Genomic DNA, 19,756 nt, shown 5'->3' with positions numbered 1-19,756 from the left:
GCCGCCCCGGAGGTAGGTCTCGGCGTGGCTCAGGTGACATCTACCGATCGCGAAGGAAGCCCGGCATGAGTAGCCCACGTGAAACGTTCCTCCGACTGGTGAACGGTGTCTGTGACGGTCCGTACGACGACCTGGCCGAGCTGTACGCCGAACAGACCCACGTGACGCATCCGTTCCACCCGCTCGACCCGCCGCCGCTGCGGAGCCGCAACGAACTGCACGAGCACTTCACCTCGCGGCCTCCGGTCGCCCGGACGCTGGTCCGTAAGCCAGTCGACGTGACAGTTCACGAGACTGCGGACCCGGAGGTGATTGTCGCCGAGTTCGCCTATCAGGGGCAGGTGGCCGAGACGGGTGAGGCGTTCACGGTGCCCTGCGTCTTCGTGATGCGTATCCGCGACGGGCTCATCATCGAGTCCAGGGATTACATCGACCCCATCGCCAGCGCGCGGGCCTGGGGTCAACTCGACAGCCTCCTGACCGCACTGCGTCCGCAAGAAGCACCCCCATCGAGGGCGTAGCCGTCGATCAGCCCTGGAATCGGCCGGCCGATGAGCGGCACGGCGATCAGGCCTGCTTGGTGGCGCCGGCGGGCGGGACGCTCCCGCCCGCCGGCTACCGGGGTCAGCTGACCGTGAGGGTCAGGTTGAGCGAGCGGGTCTCCCCGCTGGTGTAGGTGACAGTCACCCGGGCGGTGAAGGTCCCCTTGCGGGGGTAGCTGTGCGCCGTCGACCGTAGTGTCGCTCCGTGCGTGATGGCGCTGTTGTCGCCGAAGTCCCACGCGTAGTCGGTGATGCTCTGCCCGGACGGCGCCGTCGCCGTGGCGGTGAGCGTGGTGGTCAGCGGCGCGGCGCCGCCGGTCGGGCTGGCGCCCAGCGACAACGTCCCGCCCGGTTCCTGTTTGACCCCGGCGCCGTTGAACCGCAGCCAGTCCAGGGCCATCAGGTCCGGGGTGCCACCGACCTGGGCGGCGTTGACGAACTTCGCGTACAGGGTGGTCGTGCCGGTGGGCTTGTTGGTCAGCGTGACGGTGGGGGAGACCAGGTTGTCCCACCCGCCGGTGGAGCCGATGGTGGCCGTGCCGATCAGCGTGCCGGTGGGAGAGCCGGTGCGCAGCTCGATGGTGCCGCCGAGCCCGCCGTTGGTCACCCCGAGCGTCACCGAGCCGACGTTGCGCAGGTCCGCCGGCCCGAACGCCACCCAGTCGTTGTGGTCGACCTCGCCGAGCCGCTTGCCGGCGCGGGCGGTGGCCCGGTCGTTGACAGTGACGCCGGACTGGGCACTGAAGTGCTCGGCCTCCTTGCTCTTGGGCTGCAACTGCACGCGGGTAGAGCCGGTCAGGGCCGGTACGCCCCCGGCCGCGCCGCCGTCGGTGTACTGCGCGGTGATCAGGGTGTAGAGGTTCTGCCCCGGCCCGTGGCCGTCACCGGCGTCCGCCTCGGTGGCGAGCAGCCCGGAGCAGCCGGTGTAGACGTCCAGCGGGTGGGCGTGCGAGTCGTGGCCGAGCTGCGTCTGCACCGTCACCTTGGCGCAGTCGATGGTGGTCTCCTCCGGGTCGGTGACCGTCACCGTGTACGGGATCTTGTCACCGAAGTCGAAGAACCCGCCGTCGGGCACGGTGATGGTCACCGTCGGCCGGGTGTTGCCGACCACCACGTCGGTGACCGCGGTGGCGGTCAACCCGTTGCCGCTGTTGCGCACGGTCAGCCGGGCGGTGTGCTTTCCGGCCGTCGAGTAGGTGTGGCTCGGGTTGGCGGCGGTGGAGTCGGTGCTGCCGTCGTTGGTGAAGTCCCAGGCGTAGCTGAGCGCCGTGCCGTCACCCGCTGTCGTGCCGGCCGAGGAGAAGCTGACAGCGAGCGGCGTACGTCCGCTGTCCGGGCTGGCGGCGATCTTCGCGGTCGGTGGCCGCCCGTTGGCGACGTAGTCGATCCGGTAGATGCCCGCGCCGGCGTTGCTGCCGCCGCGACCGCTGCCGGTGCCCTCGCCGAAGTCGATGACGTAGAGCGAACCGTCCGGGCCGAACTCCGCCTCGAAGGGCTGGATCCAGCTCATGTTGTCGAAGATCCCGTTGATGGACTGGAGGTCACCCACGGCGGTCGGGCCGAAGCGCGCGTTGCTGAAGGTCTGCGCCGTCTTGTGGATCGACAGCGTCTTGAACCACCTGCGGGTCAGCTCATAGGTGATCCACTTGCCCTCGAAGTACTCGGGGAACTTCGTGGTGCGGGTGTTGGTCGGGTCGTAGTCGTAGACCGGGCCGCTCATCGGCCCGCCACCACCGGTGCCCAGCTCCGGGAACTGGGTGGAGGCGGAGTACGCGTACCAGACCAGCGCGGACTTCGCCGCCGGCAGGGTGGTCAGGCCGGTGTTGTTGGGTGAGCTGTTCACCGGTGCGGCGCAGTTGAACTTCGCCCCCGAGGTGTTGGTGGCGAAGTTGTAGTCGTTGAACGGGATGTTGTTGCCCACGCAGTACGGCCAACCGAAGTTGCCGGCGCTGGTGATCCGGTTGAACTCGACAGTCCCCTCCGGACCGCGGTTGGGGTCGGCGGCGCGGGCGTCCGGACCGTAGTCGGCCACCAGCACCGCGTTGGTCTGCGGCTCGACGGTGATCCGGAACGGGTTGCGCATGCCCATCGCGTAGATCTCCGGCCGGGTCCTCGCGGTGCCGGCCGGGAAGAGGTTGCCGCTGGGCACTGTGTACGTACCGTCGGATTGTGGGGTGATCCGCAGGATCTTGCCGCGTAGGTCGTTGGTGTTGCCGGCCGTGCCCTGGGCGTCCCAGGCGGCGCGGCCGGAGCGTTCGTCGACCGGGGTGTAGCCGCTGGAGGCGAAGGGGTCGGTGTTGTCACCGATCGCCGCGTAGAGCCGTCCCGCCGTGTCCATGGCCAGCGACCCGCCCATGTGCGAGTTGGCCCGGCCCTCTCCCCGATAGGTGGGGACGGTCAGCAGCCGTTTCTCCGAGGAGAGCGCGACGCTGTTGTTGGCGACAGTGAACCGGGACAGGTTGAGCTGTTTGAGGGTCTTGTCCGACCAGAGCAGGTAGATCCAGCCGTTGCTGGCGAAGTTGCGGTCCAGGGTCATCCCGAGCAGCCCGTCGGACTGGTCGGTCATCGCCGAGGTGTACGCGAAGTCCATCAGCGTGGTGACCTGCAGGGTGTCGGAGTTGACCACCTTCAGCGCGCCGGTGCGTTGGATGTAGTAGACCTTCCGGTCCGGGCCGACGGCCAGCTCGAACGGGTCGGCCAGGTTCTCGGTGACCAGCCCCACCCGTTCGAAGTTGCTGGTCTTGGTGGCCGAGCAGTCACCGGCGACCGCGCCGGCCGCCCACTCGATGCCGTAGCGCAGGTGCTCCAGGAAGGTCGCGCTGCTGAACTGCGAGCTGGCGTGCCCACCGGCGGTGAACCAGGACCGGCCGCCGTCGTAGGGCTGACACCAGGAGTACGCGTGGTCGACGCCCTCGTCCAGGCCGTTGATCCCGTCGCGCACCTTGATCTGGGCGAGGGTGTGCACGTTGCCGGTCGGGTTGGTCCGCCAGTTGTACCACTCCTCGCTCTGCTCCCAGAGCTCCGGCAGGTTGCGCGTGGAGGGGTGCGCCCGGTCGAGCACCTTGACCCGGCCGGGGAAGGTGCCGCCGGTGGACGAGAAGTCGGGGTGGTAGTCGAAGATCGTGCCGACCAGGCCCTCGTACCACTGCCAGTCGCGTTCGCTGGCGGAGGCGGCGTGCAGGCCGGCCCAACCACCGCCGTTGCGGATGAACGTCTGCAACGCGGCCCGTTGGCTGGCGTTGAGCAGGTCGCCCGAGGTCGGGAGGCTGTTGGTGTTGTTGAACACGAGAGCGTCGAAGGTGGCGAGGTTGGCGTCGGTGAAGGCCGCCGCGTCGGTGGTGGCGACGACCTCGAAGTTGTGGGCGGCACCGAGCTGTTGGATCGCGGCGATGCCGGCCGGGATCGAGTCGTGGTAGAAGTTGGTGATCTTGGAGAAGACCATCACCCGGAAGCGCGGGGCGGCCTCGGCGGGCAGGGCGGTGGTGGTGCTCACCGCTGTGGCGATGGCGAGCAGGATCAGGCAGAACGCACGGAGGTGTCGGGGCATGGGGGCGCTCCCTGTCGGACGGTGAGGGGTCGGAAAGCGCTTTCTCGCTGCCCGCATCACGGTACTGACAGCCAGTGAAGACCGTCAATAGTGGCCTGGTAAGCGGTTTCCCGACATGCCGGCGTCCGCGCCTCGGCGGGGCCCACGGGCCACGGCGTGCGGTGGAGCAGCTTCCGCCCCTGGCCGACGCCTCCAGCTACGGCGCGGTGGCCCGCGGGCCCCGAGCGCACGGTCGATCGCGGGGTTTTTGGCGCAGGGGTTAGCTAGCCGCCACCCGTTCCGGCACTGCGACCAGCGGAGTCGTCGTAGCTGGCCTGCGCAATCCTGAGCAGCTCCCCGTGCAATGCGTGTGGAAACGTCACGGCGCCGTCGAGTAGCGCCTGGGCGAGCGGACGTGCGGGCGGTGCCTGCGAATTTTCGCCCAGCCATGCCGCAACGAAGCGCTCGAACCACCGCACCTCGTCCGCGGTCAGGTCACCGCGGCTAGCCGTGGCTCCGAGGACGAGGTGGGCGGAGGGCAGCTCGGCAAACCGCACCAGCCATTCGCGAGTGAGGCGTAGGACAGTCTCCCGGACCTCGCCGTCCAGGAGCGGTTCGGTGAGGAAAGCGGCGAGAGCAAACCGGGTCTGAGCCGTGTCGATCCCACGCTCCAGGGCGATCAGGTACTGGGAAGCGATTGCTCGGACCGCCTCCGGATATTCCGGCTGCCGCCGGAAGAGGGCCTCGATGACAGGTCGGGCTCGGGATGCTTTGGGCTTCGGTCGACTCAGCCAGATGCGCGCTCCCTCGAACGCGTCGACCAGCATCTCCTTCGGCACGTCCGAATTGCCCAGCACCGCGGAGATGATCTCGCAGGCGCGAGGTGAATCGGCGTGCTCGTTCAGCCAGACCACCGCGGCCTGGAGCACCTGATGGCGTGCCCGCGCTTCGAGAGCCGGCGACCGCAGCAAGAGACCGAGGACCGACCGAGCTTCCGTGGCCGACCCGAAACGGGACAGCCATTGCAGTGCCCGTTCGACCAGTCTCGCGCCGGGGATGGTGGCACCACTCCGGTGGTCGGCAGCGTCGCTGCCAGGTGACTCGATTCGAAGCAGTGCGCTGAGAACCGAAACTGCCGACGCCTCCTGCCACCACAAATCCAGCCAGGATACCGCGGCGTCGACGAACAGTTCCCGAGCTGCGGCCGGCACGACATCGATTCTCAGCAGTGCTTCCAGCAGGTGTCGTGCGGTGTGGTGTTGGCCGTGGGTGTGCAGCCAGGTCTGTGCGGTGGTGAATGTGGTGGTGCGGAGGTCTTCGGGTAGTCCGTTGATGGGCAGGAGTACCTGTAGGAGGTAGTTCGCGGTGAGCTGTTGGCCGTGTGTCCTCAGCCAGGTCTGTGTGGTGGTGAAGGTGGTGGTGCGCAGGTCTGCGGGCAGTCCGCCGGTCTGTAGCAGTGCTTCCAGCAGGTGTCGTGCGGCGTGGTGTCGGCCGTGGGTGTGCAGCCAGCTTTGTGCGGTGGTGAAGGTGGTGGTGCGCAGGTCTGCGGGTAGTCCGCCGGTCTGTAGCAGTGCTTCCAGCAGGTGTCGTGCGGTGTGGTGTTGGCCGTGGGTGTGCAGCCAGGTCTGTGCGGTGGTGAATGTGGTGGTGCGGAGGTCTTCGGGTAGTCCGTTGATGGGCAGGAGTACCTGTAGGAGGTAGTTCGCGGTGAGCTGTTGGCCGTGTGTCCTCAGCCAGGTCTGTGTGGTGGTGAAGGTGGTGGTGCGCAGGTCTGCGGGCAGTCCATCGGTCTGTAGCAGTGCTTCCAGCAGGTGTCGTGCGGCGTGGTGTCGGCCGTGGGTGTGCAGCCAGCTTTGTGCGGTGGTGAATGTGGTGGTGCGGAGGTCTTCGGTTAGGTCGGTGGCGGGCAGGAGCACCTGTAAGAGGTAGGCCGCGTCGAGGTGGTGGCCGTGGGTGTGCAGCCAGGTTCGTGCGGTGGTGAATGTGGTGGTGCGGAGGTCTTCGGGTAGGTCGGTGGCGGGCAGGAGCATCTGCAAGAGGTAGTTCGCGGTGTGGTGTTGGCCGTGGGTGTGCAGCCAGGTTCGTGCGGTGGCGAACGTGGTGGCGCGGAGGTCTTCGGGTAGGCCGGTGGCCGGCAGGAGTACCTGCAGGAGGTAGATCGCGGTGAGGTGTTGGCCGTGCGTCTGCAGCGAGGCCTGTGCGCTGCTGAACGTCATGGTGCGCAGGTCTTCGGGCAGCCCATCGGTCTGTAGCAATGCCGCGAGCAGGTGTCGTGTGGTGTGGTGTCGGCCGTGGGTGTGCAGCCAGGTCCGCGCGGTGGTGAACGTGGTGGCGCGCAGGTCTTCGGGTAGTCCGGTGGCGGGCAGGAGCACCTGTAGGAGGTAGGCCGCGTCGACGTGCTGGCCGTGGGTGTGCAGCCAGCTTTGTGCGGTGGTGAATGTGGTGGCGCGGAGGTCTTCGGGTAGTCCGGTGGCGGGCAGGAGTACCTGGAGGAGGTAGTTCGCGGTGAGGTGTTGGCCGTGGGTGTGCAGCCAGGTTCGTGCGGTGGTGAATGTGGTGGCGCGGAGGTCTTCGGGTAGTCCGGTGGCGGCCACGAGCACCTGGAGGAGGTAGTTCGCGGTGAGGTGTTGGCCGTGTGTCTGCAGCCAGGTTCGTGCGGTGGTGAACGTGGTGGCGCGCAGGTCTTCGGGTAGGCCGTTCGCGGGCACGAGCACCTGCAGGAGGTAGGTCGCCGTCTCAAGGGACCCGTAGCTCGCCAACCATTCGGACGCCGCCGCGTAGACGACCCCCGCCATCTCCGTGGGCAGTGCAGGGTGGGCCAGTGCCCTTTGGACAAGGTAGTCGGCGCTGGGGTCGTTCGAATTCTGCTTGATCCACTCACGCGTGTGATCGAAGGTCTCCGAAACGACCTCGGCATCGAGCCCGTGGCGGGTCAGCAGGTGCGCCAGAACGTAGTTGGCCTCCGGCCGCGTCTGGTGGTGCGCAAGCCAAGCTCGGGCCGCTCCAACGAAGTCGGTGACACTCTTCTGCGGTACCGCCGTTTGATTGAGGAAGCCCGGCAGCACAAAGCTCGCCTCGATGGTCTCGCCGTGCGTTCCCAGCCAGGACAGTGCGCGGGAGACGAGCGGCCCAACGACATCATCGGGTAGGTGCTTGACCCTGCTCATAGCTCGCAGGAGGTACGACGCTCTCAGTTGTGTGCCGTTCGCGGCCAGCCACTGCAGTGCGAACCCGGTGAGCCGTTCGAGGTCGGCGTCCGCCTCGTGATCCACGATGTCGCACATCAGCGTGGAACTGAGAAGGACGTCGGACCGAGCGTCGCGCGAGTGCAGGCGCAGCCAGTCGTTGGCCAGCCGAACAGCTGCCCTGGCGCGATCCGGTGGAAGGTCGTCGCGGCGGAGCAGCAGTCGGAGAAGCTGTTCGACCCCAGCCAGCGGACGTCCGGTAAGCCAGGCGATCGCGTGGTCGGCCAGCTCAGCGACGACGTCCCGGCTTTCGAGGGGCACCGCACGCACTGCGGCCAGGAGGAGAGAGAAGGCCTCCGGCTCGCGGCCGAGCGCCGTCAGCAGAGGGCCGAACGCGTGGTCCCAGTATGCCTGCCGGGTCGTCGTGAGCATGCCGCTGCTTACCAGCACCGCCGCCGTCCGGGCCCCAATCCGCTTGTCCTGCAGCAGCAGCCGTACCACCGACTCGCGATGTTCTCCGAACCAGCGGTCGATCTCGCCTACCAGGTCGACCGCACGTTCCCTCTCGTCAATGTCGTCGACGAGCCGGCCGAGCGCGACCAGCGCGTGCTCCAGGGATGCCTGCTGTTGGCCGACGGCGTCCATGAGCTGTGCGGTCAGTGCCTGGCGCAGGGCACCTGTGGTGCTCCAGAAGACGACTCCGCTGACCAGGAAGTCCGTGACGACGTCGTGTACGGAGTCGAGGCCGCCGTCGCTGCTGATGAGCCAGCCCATCTTGATGAGCAGACGCAGCAGGTTCGCCGCCGAGGCACCATCATTGAATATGTGCGACGCGGTCTCCACGAGCGTCGCCTCGGTGCCCGGGGTGGCGAGGAACACGGCTGCCGCCGCCCGGATGTGGACCTCCACCTCCGGGCCCCACAAACTCTCGGGCGAGTCGAGCCGTGGCACGAGCTGGTCCTCGTCGAGGCGCAGCTCCAGCCACTGCCGGAGGTCGTGGGCGTCCATGGTGGCGCGCGGTAGGGCCAGCCCGCGCGTGACCCGATCTTCGATCTGCCGGGCCACCAGGAGGGTGAGGATGGGCCGAACGGCGTCGGTGTACCCCAGCAGGGTGTCCAGACCCAGTTGCTCAGCGGCGCGCGGGGCGACGGCCTGTGCCAGCGACGCGCAGATGGCCCGCAGGTCCGCGGCCTCGGGCGCGAGCTGGATCTGTTCGAGGGCGACAACCTCGCGGGCGTGGGCAGGCGTGAGCAGCCAACCCGTACGGGCGCTGGCGAGAACGGCGAGGTGTGGGCCGGAGCCGCGTCGGTTCTGCTGGATCAGGGCGAGCAACTGCGGGAGGTCGAGGTCCTTCGCCAGGCTCTGGTTGAGGTAGTCGACGACCAGCAGCACAGGCGCGAAGCTCGACCGCACGAATGTGGTCAGATGATCCACCACCCGCGCGGCGTTCCCCGCGCGTACGTGCAGAACCGTCCAGCCATCCTCGACGGCCATGCCGGCAACCTCGAGCAGTGTGCGGGTCTTGCCGATACCGCCGTGTCCGCTCACCAGGACGGCGTTCGGGCCGTCATCGGCACGCAACCTCTGCCAGACGCTGCTCGGTCGCCAGACGGCTTCGGCGTGCGGCTCGACGTAGGGCATGACGTCGTAGAGCAGACTGGAACGATAGCCGTTCAGTGACCGCAGCACCGTTTGGTGGTGAACGACGCAGGGCGGGCCGGCCGGCCCCGGCCGCACGATGTGCAGGGGAGAGACGTGGGTCGCGCGAAGCGCCGTCCGCCAGCCGTCCGGCAGATTCACGGTGAGGGGTATGGCGGTGAGGGCGCTGGGGCCTTCCGGCAGGCCGTGCGTGGTCACGACCCCGACCAGATGCCCGTCAGCGAAGACCGGCGCTCCGGAAAACCCCTGCCAAGGGGAACCCGGCTCGACGTTCGCCGGCGGGCTGCCACTGACGTCGACGCGGAGTAGCCCTTCACGCCGCCGGGTCATGTCCTCGATCGTGCCGACGGCGGAGTAGGTGCTCCGGCCGGTCTTGTCCGCAGTATCCATGAACCGTGGCCATCCGACGATGCGCACCGACTCCAGTGTTCCCATGCCCGTGCGGTCGATCTCGGCGATCGGAAAGGGCGACGCGTCCACCGCGGGGTCGTCGATCTCGACTATGGCCAGGTCGGGGGCGATGCTGGTGCCGGGCGGCCGTCGGTCACCGAGATGTGCGACGTGTCCGGTGTATTCGTTGCCCACGGCGTCGTTCAGGAGCACCTCGCGGGCACCGGCGACGACGTGGGCGCAGGTCAGAACGGCACGGCCCGCGACGAGGAAGCCGGACCCGAAGCCATATCGGCCGTCGGGATGGCCGACCCCTCTATCGGCGGCTATCCCGAGGACGCGTTCCGCGACGTGCATCGAGGTGGGCTACGGATCGCCTCAGCGCTTCAACTGGTCAGCCGAGTCCGAGATGCTCACCTGGTTGCCCACCGCATCTACTGGCGCTCCCAGTTGCACGGTGATGGTGCTGAGCACCTCGTCTACGCGACCCAGTTCGCCACCCAGTTCGGTGTGGATGAACGGCACCTTGAACCCGGCCTTGCCGGTCTTGCTGCGCGTCGCGACGACCTTCAACTCGATCGTCGCCGAGGTCACCGGGAACTTCGGATAGCTGGTCGGCGTGACGGCAGCTGCCGCCAGATCGGCCTTGAGGGCCTCGATCGCGTCCGCAAGACCCCAACCCTGAGTGTCCTCGTCGTCGATATCCATTGGCTCGCGTTCCCTCTCTTCGGCCGGACGTCACGCATCTGGACCGTATCAGTCACGGTCCATCAACAGTGGGGGTCGAGTTCGCGGCCAGCTCTCACCGGTCGGTAGCGTGATGGCTTGCGGTGGATGCTGGGTGGCGAGGTGATGTCCGATGCGGCGTCGAGCATGGCCTGGTTCGCAACCGGCAGGTATCCACGGTGGCCCGGCTCGTCATCGACGGCGCCCACCTCGATGCCGAGGAGACCTTCCACCACAACCTGGCCGCCCGCCCATGGGCGGACCAGTACGGGCTGCCCGCCCCACCGCAGCCGCCGGGCTGTCGCGGCGCTGGGCGCCACGCGGTGCTGACCGTACCCACCCCAACGGCGCCGCGTGTCCGGACAGGAGCCCACGAGTGCGCGTCAGCCTGGTAACGAGCGTCGGCAGAGCCGATCGGCCGAACGAGGACTTCGTCGGTGCGGTTCCCGGCGCTGTCGTCCTGCTCGACGGCGCCGGCATTCCAGGCGCCGAGTCGCTGTGCTCCCACGGCGTCGCCTGGTACACGCACCGCCTCGGCGGCGCGCTGCTCGGCCACCTGTCGCGCGGCGACGAACCAGATCTCGCCGCGATCCTCGCCACCGCCATCGGTGCGATCGCCGCCGAGCACGGCGACACCTGCGACATCGCGGACCCCAGCAGCCCGCAGGCCACCGTCGCCATGGTCCGTGCCGGCCAGGGCCGCTTGGACTGGCTCCTGCTCGCGGACTCCTTCCTCGTCCTCGACCAGGTCGACGCCGGCCCGCTGGTGATCACTGATGAGCGTGAGATGACTGCGCGGCGGGAATGCGCGACGCCGCTGGCCGGCATTGCCCAGGACACCCCGGAGTACGACCAGGTGCGAGCCTTGTGCGTCACCGCGTTGCGTGCCCGTCGGAACCAGCCGGGCGGCTACTGGATCGCCAAGGACGACCCCCGTGCGGCGCGGGAGGCGGTGACCGGCAGCCGGCGGATCGCCGGCCTGAACGGTGTCGCGTTGCTCAGCAACGGTGCCAGCCGCATCGTCAGCCCCTACGGCCGGACCGACTGGCCGGGCGTGCTGGACCTGCTTCGCGCCAGCGGACCGGCCGGCGTCATCGCCCGGGTCCGGCAGGTCGAGGCGCAGACCACCGGTGGCGCGGATGCGCGCAGCCCGGACGACGCCACAGTGGCACACTGCACGCATCTGCCGCGTTGAGCACCTGCTCGTGCCGCGAGGGCGTGCTCAGCTTCCCGCGTGAGACGGGGGAGCGGCGACAGCGGCTCGGTCGTCCGACCCCTCCGGCACGGTGATCGGGGCCGCGACGATCCGGCTGGGCACCACCGGCGCGTCCCGGCCGGTGCCCCGCCGGCCGTCGCCGCCGCAGGACTCCTCGTGGTAGTCCTGCTCCACGTTCACCGACCAGACGTCGTGCGTACTGCCGGTGGCGATGTTCTCGGCGGTGAGCATCGCGGTCAGCATCGAGTGGTCCTGGTTGTTGTAGCGGTGCATGCCGTTGCGGCCCACCGGGTGCACGTTCGGCACCGCCTCGGTCAGCCAGGCCCTGATCACGTCCACGTTGTGCTGGTAGCGCTCGTCGTACACCGGGTAGGCCTTGGGCATGCGCACGACGTAGCCGGCCTCCACCACGCCGGGTCGGACCAACCCCAACCGCTCCAGCTCCGCGGTGGCGAGGGCCACCAGGTCGGGATCCGGGGTACGCCACATCTCGTCGTCCTCGAACACGAAGTACTCCAGGCCGAGGCAGGTGCGGCCGTCCTTGACGAGGTACGGCGACCAGGAGCCGAAGTTCTGGATCCGACCGACCCGCACCCCCGGGTCGTGCACGTAGATCCAGTTGTCAGGGAACGAGAACTCCGCCGGCACGACAAGGGCGACCGTCAGGAAGTCGCGGTAGCGCAGGTCGGCCGCGCAGGCCAGCACCTCCGGCGGCGCCGGAGGGTGCAGCACGGACACCAGCTCCGAGATCGGCATGGACGAGATCACGTGGTCGGCAGCTTCGGTACGCTGCCCGCCCGCGCCGTTGACCGTCACGCTGATCGCCCGTCGACGGGCCGGGTCGCGGTGCACGGCGGTGACCCAACTGCCCGTCCACACGTGCCCGCCCCGCTGGCGGACCTGCTCGGCGCAGCGCTCCCACATCATTCCGGGCCCATACTTCGGGTACTGGAACTCCTCGATCAGGCTGGTCACGTCCGTGCGCCGACGTCGGGGCAGCAGCGCGTTGCGGATCGCGGTGGCCAGCGACAGGTTCTTGATCCGCTGTGCCGCCCAGTCGGCCTGCAACCGGTCCGCCGGCATACCCCAGACCTTCTCGGTGTACGTCTTGAAGAAGATCGAGTACAGCCGCCAGCCGAACCGGGCCGACACCCAGCCCTCGAAGTGCGACTGGTCCCGTGGTGGCCGCAGTCGGGCGCGGGCGTACGAGCCGAGGCAGCGGACGGCCTCGGGCAGACCCAGGTTGCGCAGCGCGTTGACGGCGCTGAGCGGGTAGTTGAACAGGGCGCCCCGGTAGAAGATGCGGCTCATCCGGGGCCGGGTCAGGAAGTCCTCGTCCGGCAGGATCTCGTGCCAGAACGCCTCCACCCGCGGCACCTTGGTGAAGAACCGGTGCCCGCCGATGTCGAACCGCCACCCGTCGCGCTCCACGGTCCGACTGATCCCGCCGACCACCTCGTCGGCCTCGAAGACCTGCACCGACCGGCCGTGCCGGAGCAGCTCGTACGCCGCGGTGAGCCCGGCCGGCCCCGCACCGATGACCACCGTGCCGTTCTGCTCGCTCATGCTGACGCGCTCCCTGTTCACCGCCATGGTTGAGGCGCGGCGTCCACCCGTTACGCGCAGAATGTCACACTTAGTGCTAGCCGGTCCTCGCTTCGGCGGGGCGCGCGGTGGCGTACCACGAGAAGAGCGACCTCCCCGCGCGCCGGGGGAGCGGGGGAGCGGGCGGATGGACCGGTGGCGCAGCGGCGCGGCGACGCTGGCCGCGCGGGCGGTCGCGACCGGCCGAGGCGCAGCGCGCCTGGCCCGCCGGGTGCCGGCGCCCTGGCCGTACGTCATCGGCCTGTTCCTCGGCGGGAAGCTGCTGCTCACAGTGCTCGGGCTCCTGGTCCTGCACGCCTGGGACGGCGTCCCCGGGGCCCCGCCGCCGGACGAGGCGTTGATGTGGGCGCAGCAGCGGGACATCTCCGGGCACCGGTGGATCTCCTTCTGGTTCGCCTGGGACTCGCTGCTGTACCTGCGACTGAGCACCCTGCCGCTGACCGGGCCGTGGCGAGATTTCGGCTTTCCGCTGCTGTACCCGTTCCTGGCCCGGCCCCTCGGCGCGGTGCTCGGCGGCGACAACGCGTTGGCACTGCTGGTGATCAGCAACGTCGCGTTCCTGCTCGCGCTCTGGTACGGCCACCGGCTGGCGGAGCTGCTGCTCGGCGACGCGTACGCGGCCCGCCGGTTCATCCGGTACCTGGTGCTGCTGCCGACCGCGTTCCTGTTCCAGGCCGCGCTGACCGAGTCGCTCTTCGTCTGCCTCGCATTGGCCACCTTCTTCTACGCCGAGCGACGCCGGTGGCTGCTGGTCGGCGTGATCGGCTACTTCCTGGCGATGAGCCGTTCCGTCGGCCTGCTCGTGGCGCTGCCGCTGGCCCTGGTGCTGCTCCGGCAGCACGACTGGCGGCTCGGGCCGCGCGCCCTGCTCGGCTACCTCCGGATCGGCTGGCCGTTGCTGCTGTTACCCGCCGGGTGGTTCACCTTCATGGCGTACTGCCGGTGGCGGGGCGGGGACTGGCTCGCCTACCAGCACGCCCAGGAGACCGGATGGGGAATCGAGGTGCAGAACCCCGTCCCGGTGCTGCTCGACGGGTTGACCGGGGAGCCGCGCGACGCCGCTCGGGTGTGGTTCGCCGTGGCCGTCCTCGCGGTGCTGGTCGTCGGTTTCCGCCGCCGGGAGCTGGCCTACCTGGTGTACGGCGTCCTCATGGTGCTGGTGCCGCTGTCGATGGGCCCGCCGGTGTACAAGAGCCTGCTGCGCTATCTGCTCGCCGCCTTCCCGGTGGCGCTGGTGCTGGCCCGCTGGGCCCGCCGTACCAGCGTGGACGTGTGGCTGACCGCGACGCTCGCGGTGGTGCAGGGCGCGCTGTTCGTGCTGTGGCTCAGCTACTGGACCCACATGATCATTTGATTGGGACGGCCGGCGGCCGGGCAGGATAGGCGGATGACCGAGCCACGGGTACGCCTCGACGACCTGGGCGCCTGGCTGATCAAGGGCAACGCGGACCTGGTCGACCTCGCCGCCCGGTTCGCCCGGAAGCCACTGGTGACGAGCTGGTGCGTGCGTCCCGGCTACCGGGCGCGGTTGATGTGCGCCGGGCAGCCGGTGGTCTTCTGGGCCAGCGGCAGCCGGGGCCGACTGCCGTACGGGGTGTGGGGCGTCGGGCAGGTCACCGGGGCGGCCGAGCCAGGCGCACCGGGGCAGCCGTGGTCGGTGCCGCTGGATCTGCCCATCCTCGCCGAACAGGACCGCATCTCCCGGCTGCTGTTGCGTGCCGACGACCGGCTCGCCGCCCTGGAGGTGTTCCGTCAGCCGCAGGCCGCCAACCCCTCCTACCTGACCGTGGCCCAGTTCGCCGCGCTCCGGACGCACCTGCCGGGGTGAGCGTTGCGGACGCATCGCCGGGGTGAGCGCGGAGGGTGGTCGTGCTTCGGCCAGGGTGGCTGTGCGAGCCTGCTACCGACGTGAGAAGCGTACTGAGTGGAGGCCCGGTGTTCGCCCTGCCGTTGACCGAGGATGTCGAGCTGCGCCCGCTGAACCCGTGGCGGGCCGAGGAGTTCCTCGCCCACCTCGACCGGGCCCGCGAGCACATCCGACCCTGGGTCTCGCCGTCCTTCGTCGCCACCGACCTGCCGTCGGCCCGCGCGGTGTTGCAGCGGTACGCCGACCTCTGGGCCAGCGACAGCGGCGGCATCTGGGGGCTGTGGTGGCGGGGCACGCTCGTCGGTGGGGTCATGTTCGTGTCGTTCGACGTGGCCCGGGGCGTCTGCGAGGTCGGTTGCTGGGTGGAGCCGGCGGCGCAGGGCAGGGGCCTGGTCGCCCCGGCGGTGCGCCGGATCGTCGACTGGGCGGTGCGCGAGCGCGGCATCCAACGGGTGGAGTGGCGTACCAACGCCGACAACACCCGCAGCAAGGCCCTCGCCGACCGGCTCGGCCTGCGCCTCGACGGCACGTTGCGCCAGGTCATCCCGGGTCCGCGCGGTCGGATCGACATTGAAATCTGGTCGGTGCTGGCGGACGAGTGGACCGACTCTTACGCACCGTCCACTGACGACCGCGAATAGTTGTCATACCCGCGCGGCACCATGCATCCATGGCCGTCCCCGCGCTCACCCCTCATTCCGACCCGCCGCGTTCCGTGCCGCTGCGTGAGGCGCGCACCCGGTTCAGCCAGCTCGTCGCGCTGGCCGAGCTGACCGACGCGGTCACCGTCGTCACCCGCGACGGCGATCCCCGCCCGGTCGCCGCGATCGTCCCCGCCGCAGCCGCCCGCAGTGCCGCCCAGGCCCGTGCCGACGCCGACCGGCTCGCGACGGTCACCGCCGGCTGGGCCCGCCGCCTTGAGGAGCAGCACCGACGCAGCGCACAGCGGCACGCCGCCGAGCTGGGCGCGGTCCGTGCGGCGCTGGCCGAGGCGTGGGCCGAGCTGGACAGCCGCGTCGTCCCGGGCAGCGACCCGACGTTGGCCCGGCTGCGCGCCGCGCATGCCGACCTGCTCGCCGGCTGACCAGCGTCCCTGCCCGCGCCGCGTTGGCCGCACCCGCTTGGCGGGTGCCGCGCCGGGTGTGCGGCGGTGTCGTGCCGGCTGACGGGTCCCGCGTTGGCGGGGCAAGCCGATCGGCGTCCGCGCGGGCCGGCGGTCGGCGTGGCACGGGCGGCGGCGCCGGACGCGCCGGTCGGGTCCACCCCGGTGACGCTGTGGCCGGCGTCGGGTCAGCCGGTGGCCGGGTACGCGTGGGTCTCGGTCGCCTTGACCGCCACCCAGACCCGCTGGCCGGGGATCAGCCGTAACTGGGCGGCGGCGGCCGGCGTGACGTCGGCGGCCACCCCGATCGGTCCGTCCAGTTGCACCCGCACGTTGTCACCGTGGCGCTGGACGCCGGCCACTGTGCCCGCCCAGGTGTTCCGTGGGCTGCCGTCCGGCCGGGCCGGGTGCAGAGCCACAGCGGCCGGGCGAAACGCCACGAACGCTTCGCCGTCCAACCGGTCGGCGACGGTGAGGGTCAGCTCCGGCGACACCCGCACCCCGTGCCCGTCGGCACGGCCCCGGTACAGGTTCAGCCCGACCAGCCGGGCGACGTAGTCGGTGCGCGGGCGGGCGGTCACGCTCGGCCCGTCGCCCTCCTGCACCACACGGCCACCCTCGACGATGACCAGTCGGTCGGCCAACGCCAACGCGTCCAGCGGGTCGTGGGTGACCAGCACCGTCGCGCCCGCGTGCGCCGACAGGTGCCGGTGCAGCTCCGCGCGGGTGTCCAGCCGGGTGCGGGCGTCCAGCGCGGCGAGCGGCTCGTCCAACAGCAGCAGCGACGGTGCCACGGCCAGCGCGCGGGCCAGCGCCACCCGCTGCGCCTGACCGCCGGAGAGCTGCCGCGGCTTGCGCTGCGCCTGCGCCTCCAGCCCCACCCGGCCCAGCCACTCCCGGGCCGTGGCGCGGGCGGCCCGCCGCTCGACGCCGCGCCGGCGCGGTCCGAAGGCCACATTGTCCAAGGCGCTGAGGTGCGGAAACAGCAGGTAGTCCTGGAAGACCACGCCGATCGACCGGCGTTCGGTGGGCACCCAGCCCCCGGTCGCCGGGCGGTCCAGGTCGACGTCGTCGAGGGTGACGTGCCCGTCGGTGAGGGGATGCAGCCCGGCCAGCGCCCGCAGCGCGGTGGTCTTCCCGGCGCCGTTCGGGCCGAGCAACGCCACCACCTCGCCCGGGGCAACCCCCAGCGGCACGTCGAGCCGGAAGACGCCCCGGTCGACGACGAGCCTCGCGTCGAGAAGTCGGTCGCTCATGCGGTGGTCATCCAGCGGTCCCGCAACGCCACCAGGATGCCCACCGACACGACGAGCAGCACCAGGCTGAGCACGATCGCGGACTCCAGGTCCGTCTCCAACGCCAGGTAGACGGCGAGCGGCATGGTCTGTGTCCGACCGGGGTAGTTGCCGGCGAAGGTGATGGTGGCACCGAACTCTCCGAGCGCCCGGGCCCAGCAGAGCACCGCCCCGGCGGCCAGGCCGGGCGCCACCAGCGGCAGCGTGACGTGGGTGAAGGTGGTCCAGCGGCTGGCGCCCAACGTCGCCGCTGCCTCCTCGAAGCGGTGGTCGGCGGCACGCAGCGCACCCTCCACGGCGATCACCAGGAACGGCATGGCGACGAACGCCTCGGCCAGCACGACACCCGTGGTCGTGAAGGGCAGGGTGATGCCGAACGTGCTGTCGAGCCAGCCACCGAGCAGGCCGCGTCGGCCGAAGACCAGCAACAGCGCCACCCCGCCGACCACCGGCGGCAGCACCAGCGGCACGGTGACCAGCGCGCGTACCAGCCGACGGCCGGGGAACTCGACCCGGGCCAGCACCCAGGCGAGCGGCACCCCGAGCAGCAGACAGAGCGCGGTGGCCAGGGTGGCGGTCTGCACCGACAGCCGCAGGGCGGTCAACGCGCCCGGCGCGGCGAGCCGCTCCGGCAGGGTCGTCCACGGTGCCCGGATCAGCAGCCCCGCCAACGGCAGGACGAGGAACAGCAACCCCAGCCCGGCGGGGATCAGCAGCGCCGCCGGCACCCGACCCCGCCGTCGAGCCGTCGCCGGGCGGCCGCTCGGTGCGTTGTGCTCGTGGATCTGCCTCACGGGGCCTGGAACCCCGCGTCGGCGAGGACCGCCTGCGCCGGCGCCGAGCGGACGTACGCGACGAAAGCCCGTGCGCCGTTCGGATTCGGCGCGTCCTTCAACGCGACGATCGGGTAGTCGTTGACCGCCCGCGCCGACTCGGGAAACTCCACGCCTGTCACGTCGTCGCTCGCCGCCCGCGTGTCCGTACGGTAGACCAGTGCCGCGTCGACCTCGCCGAGCTTCACCTTGGCGAGCGCACCCTTGACGTCCTGTTCGAGGGTGACCGGCGTCAGCGCGACGCCGGCCGCGTCCAGGGCGGTGCGGGCCGCCGCGCCGCACGGCACCTGACTGGCGCAGAGCGCCACCTTCACACCCGGGCGGCTCAGGTCGGCCAGGCCGGCCACTGCCTTCGGGTTGCCCCGCGGCACCGCGATCACCAACTGGTTGCGGGCGAAGACGCTCGGCGTGCCATCGGCGTCGCCGGCCTCGACGACAGTGCTCATGTTCGTCGCGGCGGCGGAGGCGAACACGTCCGCCGGCGCGCCCTGGGTGATCTGGTTGGCCAGGGCGGAACTGCCGGCGACGTTGAGGGTCACCCGGCTGCCCGGGTAGGCGGCCTCGAAGTCCTTCCCGATGCGGGTGAACGACTCGGTCAGCGAGGCGGCCGCGAACACGGTCACCGAGCCGGTCACCCGCCCGCCAGCACCGCTGCCGTTTGCCCGGCCGTCGCCCGCGCCGCAGCCGGTCAGCGCCAGGCCCGCCACCAGGACAGCCACCGCCGTACGCCTGCTCCGGGCAACCGTGCGCGCGTGCATCGGTGCACCCATCTGCACCTTCGTCTGGGCGACCGCCCGCGCGTTCATCCGGCCGATCGTTCCCGCGTTCGTCCGCGCGACCGTCGCCGCGTTCATCTGGCCGACCGTCCGCGCGCCGGGGCGGGTGCGGCCCGCTCCACCACGACAGTGGTCGACTTGATCACCGCAACGGCCACCGAACCGACCCGCAGGTCGAGCTCGTCGACGGCCTCCCGGCTCATCAGTGACACGACCCGGAACGGGCCCGCCTGGATGTCGACCTGGGCCATCACCGTGTCCTTACGGACGTCGACGACGATGCCGCGCAACCGGTTGCGGGCCGAGGAGAACTCGGCGCCCGCATCCGGGTCGTTGGCTTGGGCGCGAGCGAACGACGCCAGGTCGACGCCGTCGACGACCCGGTGGCCGTGCTCGTCGCGCCCGGCCGTCAGGCGCCCGGCGTCCACCCAGCGGCGAATGGTGTCGGCGCTGACGCCGAGCAGGTCGGCCGCCTCCCCGATCCGGTACGTCGTCACAGGCTCACCCTAACGCCCGCATTTGCCAGCACGAAACCCCGAAATAAGCAGCAAAAGTGTGGGTTGCTCGGTGCCCAGGCCCGCAGTTGCATCCTGCTGTGCTGTCTCAGGACGCCCGCGGATCCCTGGTCCGAGCCCGCAAGATCGTGCTGCAACCAGGAAGTAGTGGTGTCGGCGAGCGATGAGGCCACTACATCCTGGTTGGAGCGCGATCTTGATGGGGGTGCGGGTGTGAGGCCCGGGTGTGAGGCGCGGGCACCCCAGAACCACACTCCCGACCGATCGGCTAGGTGGCCGTGGTCAAGATCCGCGCAATATCAGGGATGTTGCTGCCTCTCCCGCGTCGGAGGCAGCAACATCCGCGAAGTTGCGCGGATGTTGGGCGCGGGCGCGGGCGCGGGCGCGGGCGCGGGTGGGTGTGGGGTGGGGTGGGGTGGGGGCGGGGGGGGGGGGGGGGGGGGGCCGGGGGGGGGGCGCCGCCCCGGCGAACACAAGAACAATTACCCGCAAAAGGAGTTTGCGGCTGTGGTGGTGAAG

At 70.3% G+C, this 19,756-nt stretch carries 14 protein-coding genes; 6 read left to right on the top strand and 8 right to left on the bottom strand.

All coding sequences use genetic code 11. The annotated features are described in order from the left end of the window. The first annotated feature begins 65 nt into the window (after window positions 1-65). Window positions 66-521, top strand: a complete 456-nt coding sequence (locus AB0B68_RS07355) for a nuclear transport factor 2 family protein (protein ID WP_357205027.1) — start codon at window positions 66-68, stop codon at window positions 519-521. Between the two features lie 103 nt (window positions 522-624). Here the strand turns inward: AB0B68_RS07355 and AB0B68_RS07350 are convergent, their stop codons facing one another. From AB0B68_RS07350 to AB0B68_RS07340, 3 genes are all read right to left on the bottom strand, one after another. Continuing rightward, window positions 625-4,089 carry a ThuA domain-containing protein gene (locus AB0B68_RS07350; protein ID WP_357204439.1) on the bottom strand — a complete coding sequence of 1,155 codons (3,465 nt, stop codon included), beginning with the start codon at window positions 4,087-4,089 and terminating at the stop codon, window positions 625-627. Window positions 4,090-4,352: 263 nt separating this feature from the next. Beyond that, complete coding sequence (locus AB0B68_RS07345) at window positions 4,353-9,659, bottom strand: serine protease (protein ID WP_357258305.1); 5,307 nt, start codon at window positions 9,657-9,659, stop codon at window positions 4,353-4,355. A 21-nt stretch (window positions 9,660-9,680) separates the two neighbouring features. Continuing rightward, complete coding sequence (locus tag AB0B68_RS07340) at window positions 9,681-10,010, bottom strand: trypco2 family protein (protein WP_357204440.1); 330 nt, start codon at window positions 10,008-10,010, stop codon at window positions 9,681-9,683. Window positions 10,011-10,404: 394 nt separating this feature from the next. Here AB0B68_RS07340 and AB0B68_RS07335 point away from each other — a divergent pair, with 394 nt between their 5' ends. Further along, a complete protein-coding gene (locus tag AB0B68_RS07335; RefSeq protein WP_357258303.1) occupies window positions 10,405-11,223 on the top strand; it encodes a hypothetical protein in 819 nt (272 codons plus the stop codon). Between the two features lie 27 nt (window positions 11,224-11,250). Here the strand turns inward: AB0B68_RS07335 and AB0B68_RS07330 are convergent, their stop codons facing one another. Further along, window positions 11,251-12,810 carry an NAD(P)/FAD-dependent oxidoreductase gene (locus tag AB0B68_RS07330; RefSeq protein WP_357258301.1) on the bottom strand — a complete coding sequence of 520 codons (1,560 nt, stop codon included), beginning with the start codon at window positions 12,808-12,810 and terminating at the stop codon, window positions 11,251-11,253. A gap of 166 nt (window positions 12,811-12,976) precedes the next feature. Here AB0B68_RS07330 and AB0B68_RS07325 point away from each other — a divergent pair, with 166 nt between their 5' ends. The 4 genes from AB0B68_RS07325 (at window position 12,977) to AB0B68_RS07310 (ending at window position 15,800) form a co-directional block, all read left to right on the top strand. Continuing rightward, window positions 12,977-14,203, top strand: a complete 1,227-nt coding sequence (locus AB0B68_RS07325; protein WP_357258299.1) for a hypothetical protein — start codon at window positions 12,977-12,979, stop codon at window positions 14,201-14,203. A 33-nt stretch (window positions 14,204-14,236) separates the two neighbouring features. After that, window positions 14,237-14,677, top strand: a complete 441-nt coding sequence (locus tag AB0B68_RS07320; protein ID WP_357258297.1) for a hypothetical protein — start codon at window positions 14,237-14,239, stop codon at window positions 14,675-14,677. 107 nt (window positions 14,678-14,784) lie between these two features. Continuing rightward, window positions 14,785-15,357 (top strand): GNAT family protein, encoded by a 573-nt coding sequence (locus AB0B68_RS07315; RefSeq protein WP_357258626.1) that lies wholly within the window; start codon window positions 14,785-14,787, stop codon window positions 15,355-15,357. Window positions 15,358-15,386: 29 nt separating this feature from the next. Next, on the top strand, window positions 15,387-15,800 hold the full coding sequence (locus AB0B68_RS07310) for a type II toxin-antitoxin system prevent-host-death family antitoxin (protein WP_357204450.1): 414 nt from the start codon (window positions 15,387-15,389) through the stop codon (window positions 15,798-15,800). Window positions 15,801-16,006: 206 nt separating this feature from the next. Here the strand turns inward: AB0B68_RS07310 and AB0B68_RS07305 are convergent, their stop codons facing one another. The 4 genes from AB0B68_RS07305 to AB0B68_RS07290 all read right to left on the bottom strand — a co-directional run bounded on the left by AB0B68_RS07305 (window position 16,007) and on the right by AB0B68_RS07290 (window position 19,219). After that, window positions 16,007-17,074 carry an ABC transporter ATP-binding protein gene (locus tag AB0B68_RS07305; protein WP_357258295.1) on the bottom strand — a complete coding sequence of 356 codons (1,068 nt, stop codon included), beginning with the start codon at window positions 17,072-17,074 and terminating at the stop codon, window positions 16,007-16,009. Continuing rightward, window positions 17,071-17,898, bottom strand: coding sequence for a molybdate ABC transporter permease subunit (modB, locus tag AB0B68_RS07300; protein ID WP_357204458.1), 828 nt, complete (start codon window positions 17,896-17,898; stop codon window positions 17,071-17,073). The genes AB0B68_RS07305 and modB overlap by 4 nt, the downstream gene beginning before the upstream one ends. Window positions 17,899-17,903: 5 nt before the next feature. Continuing rightward, window positions 17,904-18,704 carry a molybdate ABC transporter substrate-binding protein gene (gene modA / locus AB0B68_RS07295; RefSeq protein WP_357204460.1) on the bottom strand — a complete coding sequence of 267 codons (801 nt, stop codon included), beginning with the start codon at window positions 18,702-18,704 and terminating at the stop codon, window positions 17,904-17,906. Between the two features lie 92 nt (window positions 18,705-18,796). Next, entirely contained in the window at window positions 18,797-19,219 is a 423-nt protein-coding gene (locus tag AB0B68_RS07290; RefSeq protein ID WP_357204454.1) for a MerR family DNA-binding transcriptional regulator, read from the bottom strand. Between the last annotated feature and the right edge of the window lie 537 nt (window positions 19,220-19,756).

Source organism: Micromonospora sp. NPDC049049, from assembly GCF_040649115.1.
Lineage (GTDB): Bacteria > Actinomycetota > Actinomycetes > Mycobacteriales > Micromonosporaceae > Micromonospora.
The sequence above is the reverse complement of the archived record's forward strand: the minus strand, read 5'-3'. Positions and strand labels throughout refer to the sequence as shown.